The sequence below is a fragment of the Mycobacterium bourgelatii genome (assembly GCF_010723575.1).
Taxonomy (GTDB): domain Bacteria; phylum Actinomycetota; class Actinomycetes; order Mycobacteriales; family Mycobacteriaceae; genus Mycobacterium; species Mycobacterium bourgelatii.
The window spans coordinates 1,866,423-1,883,832 of the sequence record NZ_BLKZ01000001.1 but is presented as its reverse complement, the minus strand read 5'-3'; the positions used below and the strand labels follow the sequence as shown (position 1 = coordinate 1,883,832).

At 67.2% G+C, this 17,410-nt stretch carries 13 protein-coding genes and 1 pseudogene; 2 read left to right on the top strand and 12 right to left on the bottom strand.

Annotated elements, in window-relative coordinates; translation table 11 throughout:
- Positions 1 to 156: 156 nt before the first annotated feature.
- Entirely contained in the window at positions 157 to 660 is a 504-nt protein-coding gene (locus G6N68_RS08335; RefSeq protein ID WP_163710277.1) for an RDD family protein, read from the bottom strand.
- A gap of 167 nt (positions 661 to 827) precedes the next feature.
- On the opposite strand from G6N68_RS08335, the gene G6N68_RS08330 reads away from it, so the two are divergent.
- On the top strand, positions 828 to 2,612 hold the full coding sequence (locus G6N68_RS08330; RefSeq protein WP_163710273.1) for a DEAD/DEAH box helicase: 1,785 nt from the start codon (positions 828 to 830) through the stop codon (positions 2,610 to 2,612).
- On the opposite strand, the gene G6N68_RS08325 is transcribed toward G6N68_RS08330, so the two are convergent.
- From G6N68_RS08325 to sepIVA, 11 genes are all read right to left on the bottom strand, one after another.
- On the bottom strand, positions 2,609 to 5,050 hold the full coding sequence (locus G6N68_RS08325) for a [protein-PII] uridylyltransferase (RefSeq protein WP_163710270.1): 2,442 nt from the start codon (positions 5,048 to 5,050) through the stop codon (positions 2,609 to 2,611). The two genes, G6N68_RS08330 and G6N68_RS08325, sit on opposite strands and share 4 nt — an antisense overlap.
- Positions 5,051 to 5,095: 45 nt before the next feature.
- Positions 5,096 to 5,434 (bottom strand): nitrogen regulatory protein P-II, encoded by a 339-nt coding sequence (gene glnB, locus G6N68_RS08320; protein WP_036354580.1) that lies wholly within the window; start codon positions 5,432 to 5,434, stop codon positions 5,096 to 5,098.
- A gap of 2 nt (positions 5,435 to 5,436) precedes the next feature.
- On the bottom strand, positions 5,437 to 6,840 hold the full coding sequence (locus G6N68_RS08315; RefSeq protein WP_163710267.1) for an ammonium transporter: 1,404 nt from the start codon (positions 6,838 to 6,840) through the stop codon (positions 5,437 to 5,439).
- Between the two features lie 208 nt (positions 6,841 to 7,048).
- On the bottom strand, positions 7,049 to 8,431 hold the full coding sequence (ftsY, locus tag G6N68_RS08310) for a signal recognition particle-docking protein FtsY (RefSeq protein ID WP_163710264.1): 1,383 nt from the start codon (positions 8,429 to 8,431) through the stop codon (positions 7,049 to 7,051).
- A 16-nt stretch (positions 8,432 to 8,447) separates the two neighbouring features.
- Positions 8,448 to 12,047, bottom strand: coding sequence for a chromosome segregation protein SMC (gene smc, locus G6N68_RS08305; RefSeq protein WP_163710261.1), 3,600 nt, complete (start codon positions 12,045 to 12,047; stop codon positions 8,448 to 8,450).
- 126 nt (positions 12,048 to 12,173) lie between these two features.
- Positions 12,174 to 12,464 carry an acylphosphatase gene (locus G6N68_RS08300; protein WP_163710258.1) on the bottom strand — a complete coding sequence of 97 codons (291 nt, stop codon included), beginning with the start codon at positions 12,462 to 12,464 and terminating at the stop codon, positions 12,174 to 12,176.
- Positions 12,448 to 12,864, bottom strand: a complete 417-nt coding sequence (locus tag G6N68_RS08295; RefSeq protein ID WP_163710254.1) for an OsmC family protein — start codon at positions 12,862 to 12,864, stop codon at positions 12,448 to 12,450. Before G6N68_RS08295 ends, G6N68_RS08300 begins: the two co-directional genes overlap by 17 nt.
- Positions 12,865 to 12,991: 127 nt before the next feature.
- A complete protein-coding gene (gene mutM, locus G6N68_RS08290) occupies positions 12,992 to 13,876 on the bottom strand; it encodes a DNA-formamidopyrimidine glycosylase (protein WP_163710251.1) in 885 nt (294 codons plus the stop codon).
- Positions 13,876 to 14,598, bottom strand: coding sequence for a ribonuclease III (gene rnc / locus G6N68_RS08285; protein ID WP_163710248.1), 723 nt, complete (start codon positions 14,596 to 14,598; stop codon positions 13,876 to 13,878). The genes mutM and rnc overlap by 1 nt, the downstream gene beginning before the upstream one ends.
- Positions 14,595 to 15,179 (bottom strand): YceD family protein, encoded by a 585-nt coding sequence (locus tag G6N68_RS08280; RefSeq protein WP_163710245.1) that lies wholly within the window; start codon positions 15,177 to 15,179, stop codon positions 14,595 to 14,597. The genes rnc and G6N68_RS08280 overlap by 4 nt, the downstream gene beginning before the upstream one ends.
- 35 nt (positions 15,180 to 15,214) lie before the next feature.
- Positions 15,215 to 15,952 carry a cell division protein SepIVA gene (gene sepIVA / locus G6N68_RS08275; protein WP_163718348.1) on the bottom strand — a complete coding sequence of 246 codons (738 nt, stop codon included), beginning with the start codon at positions 15,950 to 15,952 and terminating at the stop codon, positions 15,215 to 15,217.
- Positions 15,953 to 16,133: 181 nt separating this feature from the next.
- On the opposite strand from sepIVA, the pseudogene G6N68_RS08270 reads away from it, so the two are divergent.
- A pseudogene (locus G6N68_RS08270) lies at positions 16,134 to 16,918 on the top strand (thioesterase II family protein).
- Positions 16,919 to 17,410: the final 492 nt, after the last annotated feature.

Genomic DNA, 17,410 nt, shown 5'->3' with positions numbered 1-17,410 from the left:
TCGGGCGCAGCGGGTCACCACGATCGGACCCCGTGGTGATCGGGAGGGCGACGCAGTCGACGTGTCCCCGCGGCGGGGCAGCTTGCGCGACGACCCGTGCACCGGCTGCCAGACGGCGGACCTCCTCGCGTAGCGCTGCTGGTGGTGCGTTGATGCTTAGTGCCTGACGACCTGCGTGCCACCCGCCCACCTGTCGTGAATTCCCTGCTTGGACGGGCTGCGGTGGATGGTGTCTGCGATCACGATCCAGGAGAGGATCACGAGGACGGCTCCGACTGCGGAGGGCACGATCCACAGCAAATTGAATGAATTACGGACAGCGGACTGTGTCATGTCCGGTTTCGATGCTCCGCCGGGCCCGCGCACGGCGAGCCCGAATAGTTTCTTGGCCGGAGTCCAGCCGAGCTTGACCTCGAACACCACGCAATAAGCAAAGGATCCGACACCGAGAAGCAGACCGGCGACCACTTGTTGGCCGAGCGAGCCGGCCGATTCGATATCTGTCAGCCGGCGCAGGAGATAAGCCAGCGGTGTCAGGGCGAGGCCGATAATCACGCCGTCGACCAGACGGGCGGCGAGCCGTCGGGACGCTCGGGCTGGGCGCTGCCCGCTGGGTGGGACGCTGTCAGCTGGCGCGTGCCTATCGTCACCTGTGGTCATCGAGCGCCTCCCGAACCCAGGGTGAATTTCGAAGGTATGCAGATGTAGCTTGCGCTTCCCGGCGGTCGTGCGCCATATCTTGCGGGCGTCCGCCGGCGCGACCTGTCCAAGGAACCGCCACGTCGCAACGGCCCCGTCATGTCGTAACTGCGCCGAAAAGCGTTGGCATGCTAGATTTCACAGCCGCATACGATCGAGCCACACGGGGGTATTTGTTGTCGCTGCAGCCAGCAAGCTCGGTCGATGCGACAACCGGTGGCGGCCAGCCGTTGCGCGGTTGGCAGCGCCGCGCGCTGGTGAAGTACCTGGGCACCCAGCCGCGCGATTTCCTCGCGGTGGCGACGCCGGGAGCCGGGAAGACCAACTTCGCCTTGAGGATCGTCGCCGAATTGCTCGGCGACCGGGTCGTCGAGCAGGTCACCATCGTCGTGCCCACCGAGCACTTGAAAATTCAGTGGGCACACGCCGCAAGCCGGTACGGCCTGGCCCTGGATCCGAAGTTCTCCAACTCCAACCCGCAAACGTCGCCGGACTACCACGGGGTCGTCGTCACCTACGCCCAGGTGGCCGCGCATCCCACCCTGCACCGGGTGCGCACCGAGCAGCGCAAGACGCTGGTCGTCTTCGACGAGATCCACCACGGAGGCGACGCCAAGACCTGGGGCGACGCCATCCGCGAAGCGTTCAGCGACGCCACCCGCCGGCTCGCCCTGACGGGCACGCCGTTTCGCAGCGACGACAGCCCCATCCCGTTCGTCACGTACGAGCCCGAGGCTGACGGGGTTATGCGGTCCCGCGCCGACCACACCTACGGCTACGCCGAAGCCCTCGCCGACGGCGTGGTCCGGCCGGTGGTCTTCCTCGCCTATTCGGGGCAGGCGCGCTGGCGGGACAGCGCCGGCGAGGAACACGAGGCACGACTGGGCGAGCCACTCTCGGCCGAGCAGACGGCGCGCGCGTGGCGCACCGCGCTGGACCCCGCCGGCGAGTGGATGCCGGCGGTGATCACCGCCGCCGATCGCCGCCTTCGGCAATTGCGCACCCATGTGCCCGACGCCGGCGGCATGATCATCGCCTCCGACCGCACGGCGGCGCGGGCCTACGCCGCCCTGCTGCAGAAGCTGACCTCGGAGACGCCGACGGTGGTGCTTTCCGACGACCCCGGCTCGTCAGCCCGCATCAGCGAATTCGCCGCGAGCACGAGCCGATGGCTGGTCGCGGTGCGCATGGTGTCCGAAGGCGTCGACGTGCCCCGACTGTCGGTGGGGATCTACGCCACCAGCGCCTCCACCCCGCTCTTCTTCGCCCAGGCGATCGGCCGGTTCGTGCGGTCACGGCGACCCGGTGAAACCGCGAGCATCTTCCTGCCGTCGGTGCCCAACCTGCTGCAGTTGGCCAGCGAGTTGGAAGCCCAACGCGACCACGTGCTCGGCAAACCCCACCGCGAAACGCTGGACGATCCCCTCGACCAAGATTTGGCCACCCGCACCCAGACGGAGCCCGGCGACCCCGACAACGGCTTCACATCGCTGGGAGCCGAAGCCGAATTGGATCAGGTCATCTTCGATGGCTCCTCGTTCGGCACCGCGACCCCCGCCGGGAGCGAGGAAGAAGCGGACTACCTCGGCATTCCCGGGTTGCTCGACGCCGAACAGATGCGTGCCCTGCTGCACCGGCGCCAGGATGAGCAGCTACGGAAACGCAAGGCCCAGCTGTCCCAACACGGCCAGACGGAAGCGGCGCCGCTGACCACCCACGGGCAACTCCGCGAGCTTCGTCGGGAACTCAATGCGCTCGTATCGATCGCTCACCACCGCACCGGCAAACCGCACGGCTGGATCCACAACGAGTTGCGCCGCCGCTGCGGCGGTCCGCCGATCGCCGCGGCCAGCCGGGACCAGGTGCAGGCGCGCATCGAAGCCCTACGGCAGCTCAACGCCGAGCACTCTTAGTCGCCGACGGGTTCGTCCTCGAGTACGTCTACGCGGCCCCCCAAGACGGCCATCAGGTGCTTTTCCACCGCGTGCCGCGCGTCGGACTCGGGTGGCACGGTCACGCAGAACACGTCGGCGGCCGTCGACCCGAAGGTGTTGACCTTGGCCCACACGATGTCGGATCCGGCGCGTTCCAGCGCCCGCGCCAGCAGCGCGAGCAAGCCGGTCCGGTCCATCGCGCGGATTTCCAGGATGAGATGCCCGGGAGTGTCGGTGTCGAGCCACAGGATGCGCGGTGGCGCGGTCGAACGCGTCACGGGCACCCCGACCTGCACCTCTCCGGCCCGTGCGGATGCCGAACTCGCGGCGTCGAGGTCCCGCTTTTCCAGCGTCGCGACGACGTCGCTGCCGCGCAGCGCACCCACGAACGCCTGACGCAGCAGGTCGGTCGCGGGAGGGGAACCGAACAGCGGCGACACCACGAATTCGGTAATCGCGACACCGTCGTGGGTGTTGACCGTCGCCGAGTGAACCCGCAGCGAGTTCATCGCAAGCACGGCCGCGGCCTTCGACACCAACCCTCGCTCGTCCGGCGCCACCATCACCGCGTGAAAGCGCTCGCTGTCCCCGGACGTGAGCTCGACATGCACCCCGTGGTCGGCCGCCAACGAAAGGTAGTGCGGCGCAGAAGGTTCCGCTTGCGGCAGTGGCTCACCGGCCATCATCAGCCGGCAGCGGCGTACCAAGTCCGCAACCAATGAGGCTTTCCAGTCGCTCCACACGCCCGGACCGGTGGCCTTCGAGTCCGCCTCACTCAAAGCGTGCATGAGTTCAAGCAGCTGCGGGTCGCCGCCCAAGGCCTCAGTCACGGACTCGATGACCTTCGGGTCGTTCAGGTCGCTGCGGGTGGCGGTGATGGGCAGCAACAGGTGGTGGCGAACCATCTTCGACAGCGTCTGGATGTCCGGCTGCGACAACCCCAAGCGCTGGCCGATCTGTAACACCATTTCGGCACCGAGCACGCTGTGATCGGCTCCCCTGCCCTTGCCGATGTCGTGCAGTAGCGCACCCAGGGCGAGCAAGTCGGGCCGCGCCACCCGGGTGGTCAACGGTGCCGCATGAACGGCGCACTCGATGACGTGACGGTCCACGGTCCATTTGTGGGAGACGTCGCGGGGCGGGAGATCGCGGATGGCGCTCCACTCCGGTAGCAGCTGGCCCCATAGTCCGGTCCGGTCCAGGGCCTCGATGGTCGGCACCGCGGTCGGACCGGCCAACAGCACCACCAGCAGGTGGTCCAGCGCCTCCCGTGGCCACGGAACCGGCAGCTCGGGCGCCTTCTCGGCCAGCCGGCTCAGCGTGGCGGCGCCGATCGGCACACCGGTGTCGGCCGCCGCGGCGGCCACGCGCAGCACCAGGCCGGGATCACGCTCGGGGTGCGCCTCGCGAGCGAGCACGATTTCTCCGGCGTACTCGACGACACCTTCGTCCAGGGGTCGCCGCTTCGGTCGGCGCACCAAAGCCGAGATGCCGCGCCGCGGCAGCGCGTTGACCGCCGTTCGTAACCCGGTCACCGCGTGGTAGCTGATCGTGCGACCGGCCCCAGACAGCAAGCGCGCCAAATCGAAGCGGTCGCCCACTCCCAAGGCGGCGCTGATCTCGTCGGCGAACTGTGCCTGCAACTGATCACGGCCGCGGCCGGACACCAGGTGTAGTTCGGTGCGCACATCCAGCAGCGTGCGATACGCGTCGTCCAGCGATCCGGCCGGCACCTCGGCAGCGGCCATGCCGTGCCGGTCGATGAGTTGGGCCAGCGCCAAGGCGTTGAGCAACTGCACGTCGCGCAGGCCACCGCGCCCCGACTTGAGGTCGGGCTCGGCGCGGTGCGCGATCCGGCCCAGCCGCAGCCAGCGGGCATGGGTCATTTCGACGAGCTCGTCCATTCGCGAACGAATTCCGCTGCGCCACTGGCGTCGAACGCCGTCGATCAGCTCGTTCGAGAGCCGCTCTTCGCCCGCGATATGGCGTGCTTCGAGCATGCCCAGGGCGGCGGTCAGGTCGGAATTGGCTGTGCCCAGCGCCTCGCCGACCGTGCGCACGCTGTGATCGAGCCGAATGTTGGCGTCCCACAACGGATACCACAGTTTGTCGGCCACCGGGCCGAGCACCTCGGCCGGCTTGTTGTCGTGCAACAGCACCAGGTCGAGATCCGAGTGTGGCAGCAGTTCGCGGCGACCCAGTCCGCCGACTCCCACGATCGCGAAGCCGCTGTCCGGGGTGATGCCGATCTCGGATGCTTTGGCGTTCAGCCAGGATTCGTGCAAATCGAGCACCGCCTGCCGCAGCTCGGCAGGCGGCATGTCGCGATGATCATCGGCCAACAGCGCACGCCGCGCGGCAGCCAAATCGACTGCCGCGCGGGCGCTTCTGGTTTGGTCCGGCCGGGGTTCTGTCACTCCCGGCCGGCCCGTCCAGCGAGGTTCAGCAACCTGACGCTACTGTCACAACGCGTCAGGTCCGCGTTCACCGGTGCGCACCCGGACGATGGTGTCGACCGGGCTGACCCACACCTTGCCGTCACCGATCTTGCCCGTGCGGGCGGCCCGGACGATGCTGTCCACGACCTTGTCGACGATGGAGTCGTCGACAACGACCTCGATGCGAACCTTCGGCACGAAGTCGACCGAGTATTCAGCACCCCGGTAGACCTCCGTGTGACCCTTCTGCCGACCGTAGCCCTGGATTTCGCTGACAGTCATCCCCAAGACTCCGGCGTCTTCGAGGCTGGTCTTGACGTCATCAAGGGTGAACGGCTTCACGATCGCGGTGATCAGCTTCATTTCTATTCCGCCTCTACTTTCTCGCCCACTCGCTCCCGCTCTTCCAAGCCGTTGACGCTACTCGGCGGCAAAGTCGCTCGCGGAAGCACCGAGCCACTGGTGACCGCGAAGTCGTAACCGCTCTCGGCGTGCTCCGACTCGTCGATCCCCGCGGCCTCTTGCTCAGCCCCGAGACGCAGCCCGATCGTGTACTTCAGGATAAGGGCCAGGATAAACGTGGCGACGGCGCAGTAGCCCATAACGCTGAACGCCCCGATCGCCTGCTTGCCGAGCTGACCCCAACCGCCGCCGTAGAACAGGCCCTTGGCACCGGCCGGCGCCTCCGGCGCGGCGAGGATGCCCACCAGCAGCGTGCCCACCAAACCACCGACCAGGTGCACCCCGACCACGTCCAGCGAGTCGTCGAAGCCGAGCTTGAACTTCAGCCCCACCGCGAGCGCGCACAAGACGCCAGCGGCCGCGCCGACGCCCAACGCGCCCAGCACGTTCACCGAGGAACACGACGGGGTGATGGCGACCAGGCCAGCGACGATGCCCGACGCCGCGCCCAGTGTGGTGGCGTGTCCGTCACGGATCCGCTCGGTGGCGAGCCAGGCGAGCATCGCCGCGGCGGTGGCAACCGTGGTGGTGACAAACGTCGATCCCGCGACACCGTTGGACGTCGCCGCCGAACCGGCGTTGAAGCCGTACCAGCCGAACCACAGCAGGCCAGCACCGAGCATCACGAACGGCAGGTTGTGCGGACGGAACAGGGTGGTCGGCCAACCGCTGCGCTTGCCCAGCACGATCGCCAGCACCAGGCCCGCCGTACCGGCGTTTATATGGACCGCCGTTCCGCCGGCGAAGTCGATTGCCCCGAGTCGGTTGATCCAGCCGCCGTGCTCGGCGACCCCCTCGTCAGCGGCGAAGACCCAGTGCGCGATCGGGAAGTAGACGAAGGTCGCCCACAGCGCCGAGAACGCCAACCAGGCACTGAACTTGAGCCGGTCGGCCACCGAGCCCGAGATGAGCGCGACGGTGATGATCGCGAACATCAGCTGGAAAGAGACGAATACGGTGGCGGGCAGGGTCCCGACCAACGGGATATCCACCGCCGCGGTGGCCCCTTCAGCTTTCGCGGAGTCGCCGCCGATGAGGCCCTTCAGTCCGAAGAACTGGGTGGGGTCGCCAAAAAGGTTGAACTTGTCGTCCCCAAATGCAGTGGAGTAGCCGTAAAGCACCCACAACACGGTCACGACGCCCATGGCGCTGATGCTCATCATGATCATGTTGAGCACGCTTCGGGTACGCACCATGCCGCCGTAGAAAAACGCCAGGCCCGGCGTCATCAACAACACAAGGGCAGAACTCGCCAGCAACCAGGCGGTATCGCCCGTATCGGGCTGGCCCAGGATCGGGAAACTCACTCGCTTTCACCTCCAGTCAGCGTCGGGAGGGCCCCAGGATGGATGACTGGTGACCTGATCCAGAACCTTGCGCATAAGTTGTTGCGCGGATGGGGCAGCGATGTTTCGTGGAAATTAACGTAGAAGCTGCTGTGTAATACCTTGGAACACCTAGGCGTGTGCCTGGGCATACACCTCGGCATATACCCGGGCGATACCCAGGCGATCCCTAGGTGCCGAGCAGGGCGTCGACGAAAGCGCCCGGCTCGAATGGAGCCAGATCATCGGGGCCTTCGCCCAATCCGACCAGCTTCACCGGAACCCCGAGTTCCTGTTGCACGCGGAACACAATGCCGCCCTTGGCAGTTCCATCCAGCTTGGTCAGCACCGCGCCGGTGATTTCGACGACCTCGGCGAACACCTTGGCCTGTGCCAGCCCGTTCTGGCCGATCGTGGCGTCGAGTACGAGCAGCACCTCGTCGACAGCGGCACGGCGGGTCACCACCCGTTTGACCTTGCCGAGCTCGTCCATCAGCCCGACCTTGGTATGTAACCGGCCGGCGGTGTCGATGAGCACGACGTCGGCGCCGGTCTTGATGCCCTTGTCGACGGCGTCGAAGGCGACCGACGCTGGGTCGGCCCCCTCGGGCCCCCGCACCACCTCGGCGCCTACCCGTGACGCCCAGGTTTCCAGTTGGTCGGCCGCCGCGGCGCGGAAGGTGTCCGCCGCCCCGAGCACGACACGGCGGCCGTCGGCCACCAGGACTCGGGCCAGTTTGCCGACGGTGGTCGTCTTCCCGGTGCCGTTGACGCCGACCACCAGCAGCACCGACGGGTGGTCGTCGTGCGGCAAGGCGCGGATCGAGCGGTCCATGCCGGGTTGCAGTTCCTTGATCAGCACGTCGCGCAGCACGGCGCGGGCGTCGGCTTCGGTGCGCACGTTGGCCGCGGCCAGTCGGCTGCGCAGTTGCGTCACCACGGCTTCGGTGACCACCGGGCCCAGGTCGGCGATTAACAGCGTGTCCTCGACGTCCTGCCAGGAGTCCTCGTCCAGGTCGCCGCCACCGATGAGGCCGAGCATGCTGCGGCCGAGCGCGTTTTGCGATCGGGCCAACCGGCCGCGCAGGCGTTCCAGCCTGCCCTCGGTGGGTTCGATCGCCTCGATTGCGGGCGGTGCGGGCGCCTCGGGTGGTGTCGGCGCTTCCGGCGGCGCCGGGGGCGCGTCTGGCGGCGCCTCTGCTACCTCGGGCTCCGCCGGGGTTACCTCCGGCTCTGCCGGGGCCTCTGGCGCCTCTGGTGGCGCCTCGGGCACGAGGTCGGGCAGGTGCACGTCGGAGATGGTCCGTTTAGGTGCATCCCTCGGAATGGTGGCGTCATCGCCGACCGCGGGCAGGCCGCTGGTGTCAATGCGTTCCGGTTCGAGGGTCGGAGTTCGGCTGAAGGTGATGCCGGACGACGCCTTATAGCCGCCGGAGCGGTCGATGGCGCTCGTCTCAGGAGGGCCGGACAGCCTGATCCGGCGCCGACGGTAACGCACCAGCCCAAAAACCAGCGCGGCGATGAGGACCAGGGCGGCGACCACCGCGATGGCGATCCACAGACCTTCGGACACTGACAATCCTTCCCGGTTAGGAGGAGCTCGAGACCAGCCGATCGACCTGCTGTCCGCGGATCCGCTGGGAAATCACCGTTGTGATGCCGTCACCCTGCATGGTGACGCCGTAGAGCGCGTCGGCGACCTCCATCGTCGGCTTCTGGTGGGTGATGATGATCAGCTGCGACTGGTCGCGCAGCAATTCGAACAACCCGATGAGTCGACGGAGGTTGACGTCGTCCAGCGCTGCTTCGACTTCGTCCATGATGTAGAACGGCGACGGTCGGGCGCGGAAGATGGCCACCAGCATCGCGACCGCCGTCAGCGCCTTCTCTCCACCCGACAGCAAAGACAGCCGGGTGACCTTCTTGCCCGGCGGCCGGGCCTCGACTTCAATACCCGTGGTGAGCATGTCGTCGGGCTGGGTCAGCCGCAGCCGTCCCTCGCCACCGGGGAACAACACCGTGAAGACTTCCCGAAATTCGCGCTCGACATCGGTGAAGGCGTCGCTGAACACCTGCAGGATGCGGGAGTCGACCTCGGCGACGACGTCCAGCAAGTCCTTGCGGGCGGCCTTGACGTCCTCGAGCTGGGTCGCCAGAAAGTTGTAGCGCTCCTCCAACGCAGCAAACTCTTCCAGGGCCAGCGGATTGACCCGGCCAAGCTCGTTGAGTTCTCGTTCGGCCCGTTTGGCCCGGCGCTCCTGGGTGGCGCGATCGAAGGGCATCGGCGCCGGTGCGACCACCTGCTCGCCGCGCTCGCGGGCTTGCTCGAACTCGGCCATCTCAAGCTCGGTCGGCGGCAGCGGCACGTCGGGACCATATTCGGCGATGAGGTCGGCCGGAGCCATGCCGAACTGTTCCAGCACCATCTGCTCGAGCTGTTCGATGCGCATGGCCGCTTGGGCGTTGGCAACTTCGTCACGGTGCAGCGAATCGTTGAGGGCGGCCACTCGAGCGCTCAGCGTGTTCGTCTCTTCGCGGACGGCGGACATCGCGGCGGACCGCTCACGGCGTTCGGCGGCCAGTTGGTCGCGCAATCGTGACGCTGCTTCGACCACGCCGCTCAGCCGGCCCGCAAGCAAGCGGCCGGAATCCGCAACGGCTGCGGCGACCGCGGCCGCGCGCAGTCGGGCGGCCCTAGCCTGTTCGGCGCGCACCCGCGCCTCGCGTTCGGCGGCGGCCGCGCGGCGCAGCGAATCGGCCCGTCCGCGCACCGCGTTGACCCGTTCCTCGGCCGTCCGCACCGCCAGACGCGCCTCCACTTCCACGCTGCGGGCACCCTCCGCGGCGGCCGCGATCGCCTGCCGATCAATCGGCTCGGCGGTGTCCACCTGCTGCGTCTCCTGCGCGTTGCGCAGCCGAGCCTCGAGTTCGGAAACCTCTTCGACGGTCTGCGCGCGCCCGGACTCCAGCTCCTCACGCTGCCGCATCAGCTGAGCCAGCTCATTTTCTGCCGACCGCGCTTCCTGGCCGAGCCGTCCCAGCTGCTCGTACATCGCCGAGATCGCGGTGTCGGATTCGTTCAACGCGGCCAGCGCCTGTTCGGCGGAGTCATGCCGCGCGGCTTGCTCGGCCCGCGCGCCGGCCAAGGCCGCGCTCAATTCAGCGACCCGCTCCTCGGTGCGGCTCAATTCGGCACGGGCGCGGTCGATCTCCGAGGTGATCTCCAGGGTGGACAGCTTGCGGTCGGATCCACCACTGACCCAGCCGGGCCCGACCAGATCGCCGTCCATCGTGACGGCACGCAGGTTGGGAAGCGAACTCACCAGTTCCAGCGCTTGGGCCAATTCCCGGACCACCGCGACATCGGACAGCATCGCGGTGATCGCTCCCCGCAACCGAGGCGGCACCTCGACCAGGTCCAACGCCCACAGAGCACCGCCGGGGAGGGCAAATCGCGCGGGTTCGCCTTGGGCAGGCCAGTCGCCCAAGACCAAGGCCGCGCGACCCCCGTCGGCTTGTTTGAGCGCGGTGACGGCCCGGTGTGCGGCGTCGGGGTTTTCGGCGGCCAATGCGTCGGCAGCCGACCCCAGCACCGCGGCCAGCGCCGTCTCGTACCCCGAGCGGACTTTGACCAGCTGGGCAACCGACCCGAAAAACCCTGCGCCGCCGTGGTTCCGCGTCAGCCACGCGGCGCCGTCCTTGCGCTCCAAGCTGACCGAGAGCGCGTCGATGCGGGCCCGCAGGGAGGCGACCTCGCGTTCGGCACCGCGTTCGGCCGCCTGTAGTTCGGCAACGCGTTCGTCGGCCTGCCGCACCGCGGCCATCGTCCGCTCGTGCTGCTCGTCGAGGCCGACCTCGCCCTGGTCGAGTTCCCCGACCTTGCCCTGCACCTTCTCGAACTCGGCGCGGGCCTGCTCCGCGCGCGCGGCGGCCTGCTCGATGCGCTCGGACAACCGCGCCACCCGGTCATCGATCGATTCGACGCGCGCCCGCATGGTCTCGACCTGCCCGGTCAACCGAGCCAGGCCCTCGCGCCGGTCCGCCTCGGCCCGAACCGCCGCCAGATGAGCGCGGTCGGCCTCCACAGCCTCGCGCTCCCGCTCGGCCAACTCCGCGCGCGCGGCGTCCAGCCGGGCGCGCGCAGCGGCCAGCTCGGCCAACAACTGCTGTTCGGCGGCAGCCACTTGGTCTGCTTCGGCTTCCAGCGCGTCGGGGTCGGTGTCACTGGTCGTCACCGGCGCCACATCGAGGTGTTGGGCCCGCTCGTTGGCGATGCGCACCGTGGCGGCCACCCGCTCGGCCAGCGCAGACAGCCCAAACCAGGTGTGCTGCACCGCTTCTGCTCGTTGGGAGAGATCGGCCAGCGCGGCTTCGTGCGCGGCCAACTCCTCGGATGCCACCGCCAGGCGGGCCGTCGCCTCCTCATGCTCGCGGCGCATCATGGCCTCGGCCTCGAAGATCGCCTCGCGCTCGGACCGCCGGCTCACCAGATCGTCGGCGGCCAACCGCAGTCGCGCGTCGCGCAGGTCGGCCTGGATGGTCTGGGCGCGACGGGCGACTTCGGCTTGCCGACCCAGCGGCTTGAGTTGCCGACGCAGCTCGGTGGTCAGGTCGGTGAGCCGGGCCAGGTTCGCCTGCATCGCGTCGAGCTTGCGCAATGCCTTCTCTTTGCGCTTGCGGTGTTTCAGGACGCCGGCGGCCTCCTCGATGAAGGCGCGGCGGTCCTCGGGGCGGGACTGCAGGATCTCGTCCAACTTGCCCTGCCCGACGATCACGTGCATCTCGCGGCCGATGCCCGAGTCGCTCAGCAGCTCCTGCACGTCCATCAAACGGCAACTGCTGCCGTTGATTTCGTATTCGCTGGCACCGTCGCGGAACATCCGACGGGTGATCGACACCTCGGAGTACTCAATGGGCAGCGCGTTGTCGGAGTTGTCGATGGTGACGGTGACTTCGGCCCTGCCCAGCGGAGCGCGCGACGAGGTGCCGGCGAAGATGACGTCCTCCATCTTGCCGCCGCGCAGCGTCTTTGCCCCCTGCTCCCCCATCACCCACGCCAGGGCGTCGACGACGTTGGACTTACCGGAGCCATTGGGCCCGACCACGGCCGTGATCCCTGGCTCGAAGCGCAGAGTCGTCGGCGCGGCAAAGGACTTGAAGCCCTTCAGCGTCAGACTCTTGAGGTACACGACCCGCCAGACTACCGGTCTTGCAGTCGACCGCCCGCTAGCGCTGGGCCAAATGGCGGCGACCCGCTGCGCCCGGCTCGGCCCTTTGGTGGCGACCCGGCGCGCCCGGCTACGCCGCGCTTGCGATCACCGCTCGACGAATCCGGTGAACTGCTCAGTCGGCTCCGACCAGTCGGCAACCACCTTGTCCACCCGGCCCGGCGTCCCACCGCCCTCCAGCAACTGGAGGAGCTTCTCGCCTGCCTCGCGCGATCCGTGAGCAACCACGAGCACGCGGCCGTCGTCTCGGTTGGCGGCATATCCCGTCATACCGAGCTCCAGTGCCCGGCAGCGCGTCCACCAGCGGAAACCCACTCCCTGGACATGACCGTGCACCCAGGCGGTCAGCCGCACCTGCGGTTCAGGCTGTTGCGACATCCGCGACCTCGAACGTGACCTTGGTACCGGACTTGAGCGTTCTTCCAACGGTGCACACCAGGTCGATGGCCCGCGCGGCCACCGTGACCACCCGCGCCTTCTCGTCGTCGGACAAGCCGGACAGGTCGATCTCAAGGGTCTCTTGCAGGAGCGGATAGATCTCTTGATCTCGGTCGGCGGCACCGGAGACTTTGACGACGGCCCGGTAGTCGTCGCCGAGCCGGCGGGCCAACGGCTGGTCGCTGGCCATTCCGCTACAGGCCGCGAGCGCGATCTTGAGCAGTTCTCCGGGGGTGAACACGCCCTCGACGTCCTCAGAGCCCACGAGCACTTGCGCGCCCCGCGAGCTGTGTCCGGTGTAGCGGCGGGTGCCGGTGCGTTCGACCCACAGTTCCGTCATGGCTTCTTTTTACCTTGCGGCCATCCGGCCGCTACCGCCCGGCGCGAGGGTGCGCAAAATGCCAGCCTCACCGGCGTGTCGCCGTACAAACACGCACCCTCGGCGAAACAGACCGCCGCCGAGAAACTCAACGCCGCGGGCGCGGCCTCGGCTGGCACTTGGGACAGTAGAACGACGAGCGGTTCATGAACTTCTCCCGACGCATCACCGCACCGCAACGACGGCAGTTCTCGCCCTCGCGACCGTAGGCGTCCAGCGACCGGTCGAAGTAGCCCGATTCGCCGTTGACATTGACATACAAAGAATCGAACGAGGTCCCGCCTTGGGCCAGCGCCTCGCGCATCACCTCGGTGGCCGCATCGAGCACGGTGCTCAGTTGCCGTCTGGTGAGTGTGGCCGCAACCCGCGCGCCGTTCACCTTCGCGCGCCACAGCGCTTCGTCGGCGTAGATGTTGCCGATTCCCGATACCACCTGCTGGTCGAGAAGTTGGCGCTTGATCTCAGAGTGCTTGCGCTTCAACACGTTTACCACCGCATCGGCGTCGAACCGCGGGTCCAGCGGATCACGCGCGAGGTGGGCGACGGGTTCGGGCACCACGCTGCCGTCAACCGTCACCAGATCGGCCAGCAGCCATCCCCCGAAGGTCCGTTGGTCGGCGAAGCTCAGCACCGTCCCGTCGTCGAGGAGGGCCGAGATCCGCACGTGGTCGGCGCGCGGCACCACCCCGAGCAACATCTGCCCGCTCATGCCCAGATGTACGACGAGTGCGGTGTCCGGGTCGTCGGCCGGATGTCCGTCCTCACCGGTGTCCAACGTCAACCACAGGTACTTGCCGCGGCGATCCGTGCCGGTGATCCGGGCATCCAGCAGTCGCGCCGTCAGATCGGCGGGACCCGCCTCGTGGCGACGAACCGCGCGTGGGTGGTGCACTCGCACCGCGGTGATCGTCTTGCCCACCACATGAGCTTGTAAGCCGCGCCGCACTACCTCGACTTCGGGCAGTTCGGGCATTAACCCGCGCTGTCCAGCACGTCCAGGGTTTCCAGCGCTTCCAGCGCCTTGTACGCCGCCGACGCGGCCTTCTGTTCCGCTTCCTTCTTGGAGCGGCCCATTCCCGAGCCGTATTCGTTGTCCATGACGACGACGACCGCGGTGAATTCCTTGTCGTGGTCCGGCCCGGTCGAGGTGACCACATAGGTCGGGGAACCCATGCCCCGCGCTGCCGTCAGCTCCTGCAGGCTGGTCTTCCAGTCCAGCCCCGCGCCGAGCGTGGGCGCGGTGTCCAGCAACGGCCCGAACAGCCGCAGGATGACCTCGCGGGCGACGTCGATGCCGTGTTGCAGGTAGATGGCCCCGAGCAGCGATTCCATCCCGTCCGCCAGGATGCTGGACTTGTCCGCGCCGCCGGTGTTGGACTCGCCGCGCCCCAGCAGCATGTGCGCGCCGAGGCCCCCATCGGAGAGGTGTCGCGCGACGTCGGCCAACGCCTGGGTGTTGACGATGCTGGCCCGCAGTTTGGCCAAGTCACCCTCGCTGCGGTCGGGATGGCGGTGATAGAGCGCGTCTGTGATCGTCAAACCCAGCACGGCGTCGCCGAGAAACTCCAACCGCTCGTTGGTGGGCAACCCGCCGTTCTCGTAGGCGTAGCTGCGGTGCGTCAACGCCAGCGAGAGCAGGTCATCGGGCAGATCGACACCGAGGGCATCCAGCAGGGACTGGCGTGGTCGGGTCACCGGCCACCCCGCTCCGGGCTCTCGGGTTCGAGCATTTGCGCCAGCTTGGCCCACCGCGGGTCGATCTGGTCATGCTGGTGGCCGGGTTCGGCGTCGAGGACGATGCCGCACTGCGGACACAGTCCCTGGCAATCGGGACGGCACACCGGCGAGAAAGGAAGTTCGAGGCCGACGGCGTCGATGATGGGTTGTTCGAGGTCGACGGTCTGGTCGACGACGTGCCCGACCTCGTCGTCTTCGGTGGTCCGCTCGGTCAAACTGTCCGGGTAGGCGAACAGCTCGGTCAACGTGACCTGCACGTGCCCCTCGATGGGATTCAGGCAGCGGCTGCACTCACCGGAGGTGGGCGCAGCGACCGTCCCGGTCACCAAGACGCCTTCGGAGACCGACTCCACCCGCAGGTCACGCTCGAGCGGGGCACCCCGTTGGATCGCGATCAGTGCCACGCCGATGCGTGCCGGGCTGTCTACGGTGTCCTGCACCGTGAACATGGCTCCTGGGCGTCGCCCCAACCGTGCGACGTCGATCGCCAACTGCCCGGTTGGGTGTCGATGTGTTGTCTGGCTGTGATGCCTCGCCATAGGGAAATCCTACGGCGCGGGAGCCCCGGATCGGACTATCGCGTCACGTAGTCGTGGGTGCCGGCGGCGGTGCGCAGCTGGTGGCGGCCGCGGCCGACGGAACGAAGCGTGCCGTTGAGGAACTCTTCGAACTCGGCGAGCTTGTTGTCGACGTAGATGTCGCACTCGCCGCGAAGCCGGTCTGCCTCGGCGTGAGCGGTGTCGATAAGCCGCGTGGCCTCCGCGTTGGCCGCCTGCACCACCTCGTTTTGCGACACCAGGCGCTGCTGCTCCTTGATGCCCTCTTGCACTGCCTTCTCGTAGGAGATGTTGCCGTTCTCGATCAGCCGGTCGCATTCGGACTGCGCCCTGCTGACACTGGCCTCGTACTCCCGCTTGGCCGAGGCGGCGAGGCGATGCGCCTCCTCGCGGGCCTCGGCGACCATGCGCTCGCTGTGCTGACGCGCCTCACCGACCATGCGGTCCGCCTGAGCCTTCGCGTCCGAAAGCAGCCGGTCGGCCTCCGCGCGGGCGTGATTGAGGATCGAATCCGCCTCGGTCGTCGCCGACGACACCATCGAGTCGGCGTGGGTCTTGGCGTCGTGCAGCATCGTGTCGCGGGCGTCAAGCACGTCCTGGGCGTCATCGAGCTCGCCCGGGATCGCGTCTTTGATGTCGTCGATCAACTCCAGCACGTCGCCGCGGGGCACCACACAGCCCGCCGTCATGGGCACGCCGCGGGCTTCTTCGACGATCGCACTCAGCTCGTCCAGCGCTTCAAAGACTCGGTACACGGCCATACCCTCCTGGCATCTTGCAAAAACCCACGTTGTTACCAGTGTGCCTGGTGTTACGACTGTGACGGCGGTGGCGACGCCGGTGTGTCGGCTCTTCTTTTTGTATTTCAGCAGGCCCGGCGGCCGGCCGGGCACGTTGCCTACAGCGTATCGCCACCTGGTCGGGCCGTTGTCGGCGTTGACTGCCGCGTGGCCCAGGTATGGTGGCCCGGTGCACGGGAGCTCGAACAACCGCAATAGCGATTGAATAGCGATGAAGCGATGACTGCCCCAACGCTGTATATCTTTCCCCACGCCGGCGGAACGGCGAAAGATTATGTGCAGTTTTCTCGCGAATTCTCCGGCGACATAAAGCGGGTTGCGGTGCAATATCCCGGCCAAAGCGAACGTTCCGGATTACCGCCGCTGGAAAGCATTCCCGGCCTTGCCGACGATATCTTCGCAATGATGAAGCCGTCCGCGCGGCGTGACGTTCCTGTCGCGTTTTTCGGGCACAGCATGGGCGGAATGGTTGCTTTCGAAGTGGCGCTGAGATTTCAGACCGCGGGATACCGCAATTTGGGACTTTTTGTGTCGGCCTGTTCGGCGCCGGGGTACGTGAAGTACAAGCAATTAAAGGGCTTCACGGATGACGAAATGCTGGACCTGGTGGCCCGCATGACCGGGACCAGTCCAGACTTTTTCGCCGACGAAGAGTTCCGGGTGGGAATCCTGCCGACGCTGCGAGCCGTGCGTGCCATCGCCGGCTACACCTGCCCGCCGGAAACCAAGCTGACCTGCCCGATCTATGCCTTCATCGGCGACAAGGACTGGATTGCCAGCCGTGACGACATGGAGCCGTGGGGCGACCGGACGACGGCCGAGTTCTCCCTCCGCGAGTTCCCCGGCGACCATTTCTATCTCAATAATCATTTGCCGGAACTGGCAGGAGAAATCGAGGACCGCATCCTCCCGCACGGGTAATCCGGCTTAGCCAGGTGGCCAAGTTCCTTGCCCGGGGCCGGGTGGCCGTCAGGCGGGGTCCTGGTCGCCCAACTCGCCTCGGCCGACTAGCACCGAGCCGGAGGGGAGTCACGGGCGAGGTGGCACGACATGGGCCGCGAGATGTCCGCAGATCGCCTTCCGGGGCAGCCGGACCTGCGTGGCCGATCCAGTGTTAGCCTGATCACAACGGGACGCCAGTCCCAAACGGCTGGCACCATCGTCCCAGAAAAACGCCTCACGAGTCACCCTGGGAATCACCTGTCACTGTGGCACCACAGAACACAAAAATCACAGTAGATTGCGACGAAATGCCTGGTAGAAGCGCCAACTACGCGGTTCGAGCCCACCGATATCCCGCACAATCGCATTGTCGATGGCTGTGGGAAGGATGTGGATTCTGCCAATACCGCCCGCTCCCGGCCCAGTAGATGATTTCCTTTATTACACGGACTACTTATAAGGGGAACGGGG

Coding starts and splice junctions, on each gene's coding strand:
- glnB (WP_036354580.1), bottom strand. CDS start 5,434: ATGAAGCTGATCACCGCGATCGTGAAGCCGTTCACCCTTGATGACGTC.
- G6N68_RS08335 (WP_163710277.1), bottom strand. CDS start 660: ATGACCACAGGTGACGATAGGCACGCGCCAGCTGACAGCGTCCCACCC.
- G6N68_RS08295 (WP_163710254.1), bottom strand. CDS start 12,864: ATGACGGAACTGTGGGTCGAACGCACCGGCACCCGCCGCTACACCGGA.
- G6N68_RS08330 (WP_163710273.1), top strand. CDS start 828: ATGCTAGATTTCACAGCCGCATACGATCGAGCCACACGGGGGTATTTG.
- G6N68_RS08280 (WP_163710245.1), bottom strand. CDS start 15,179: ATGGCGAGGCATCACAGCCAGACAACACATCGACACCCAACCGGGCAG.
- G6N68_RS08300 (WP_163710258.1), bottom strand. CDS start 12,464: ATGTCGCAACAGCCTGAACCGCAGGTGCGGCTGACCGCCTGGGTGCAC.
- mutM (WP_163710251.1), bottom strand. CDS start 13,876: ATGCCCGAACTGCCCGAAGTCGAGGTAGTGCGGCGCGGCTTACAAGCT.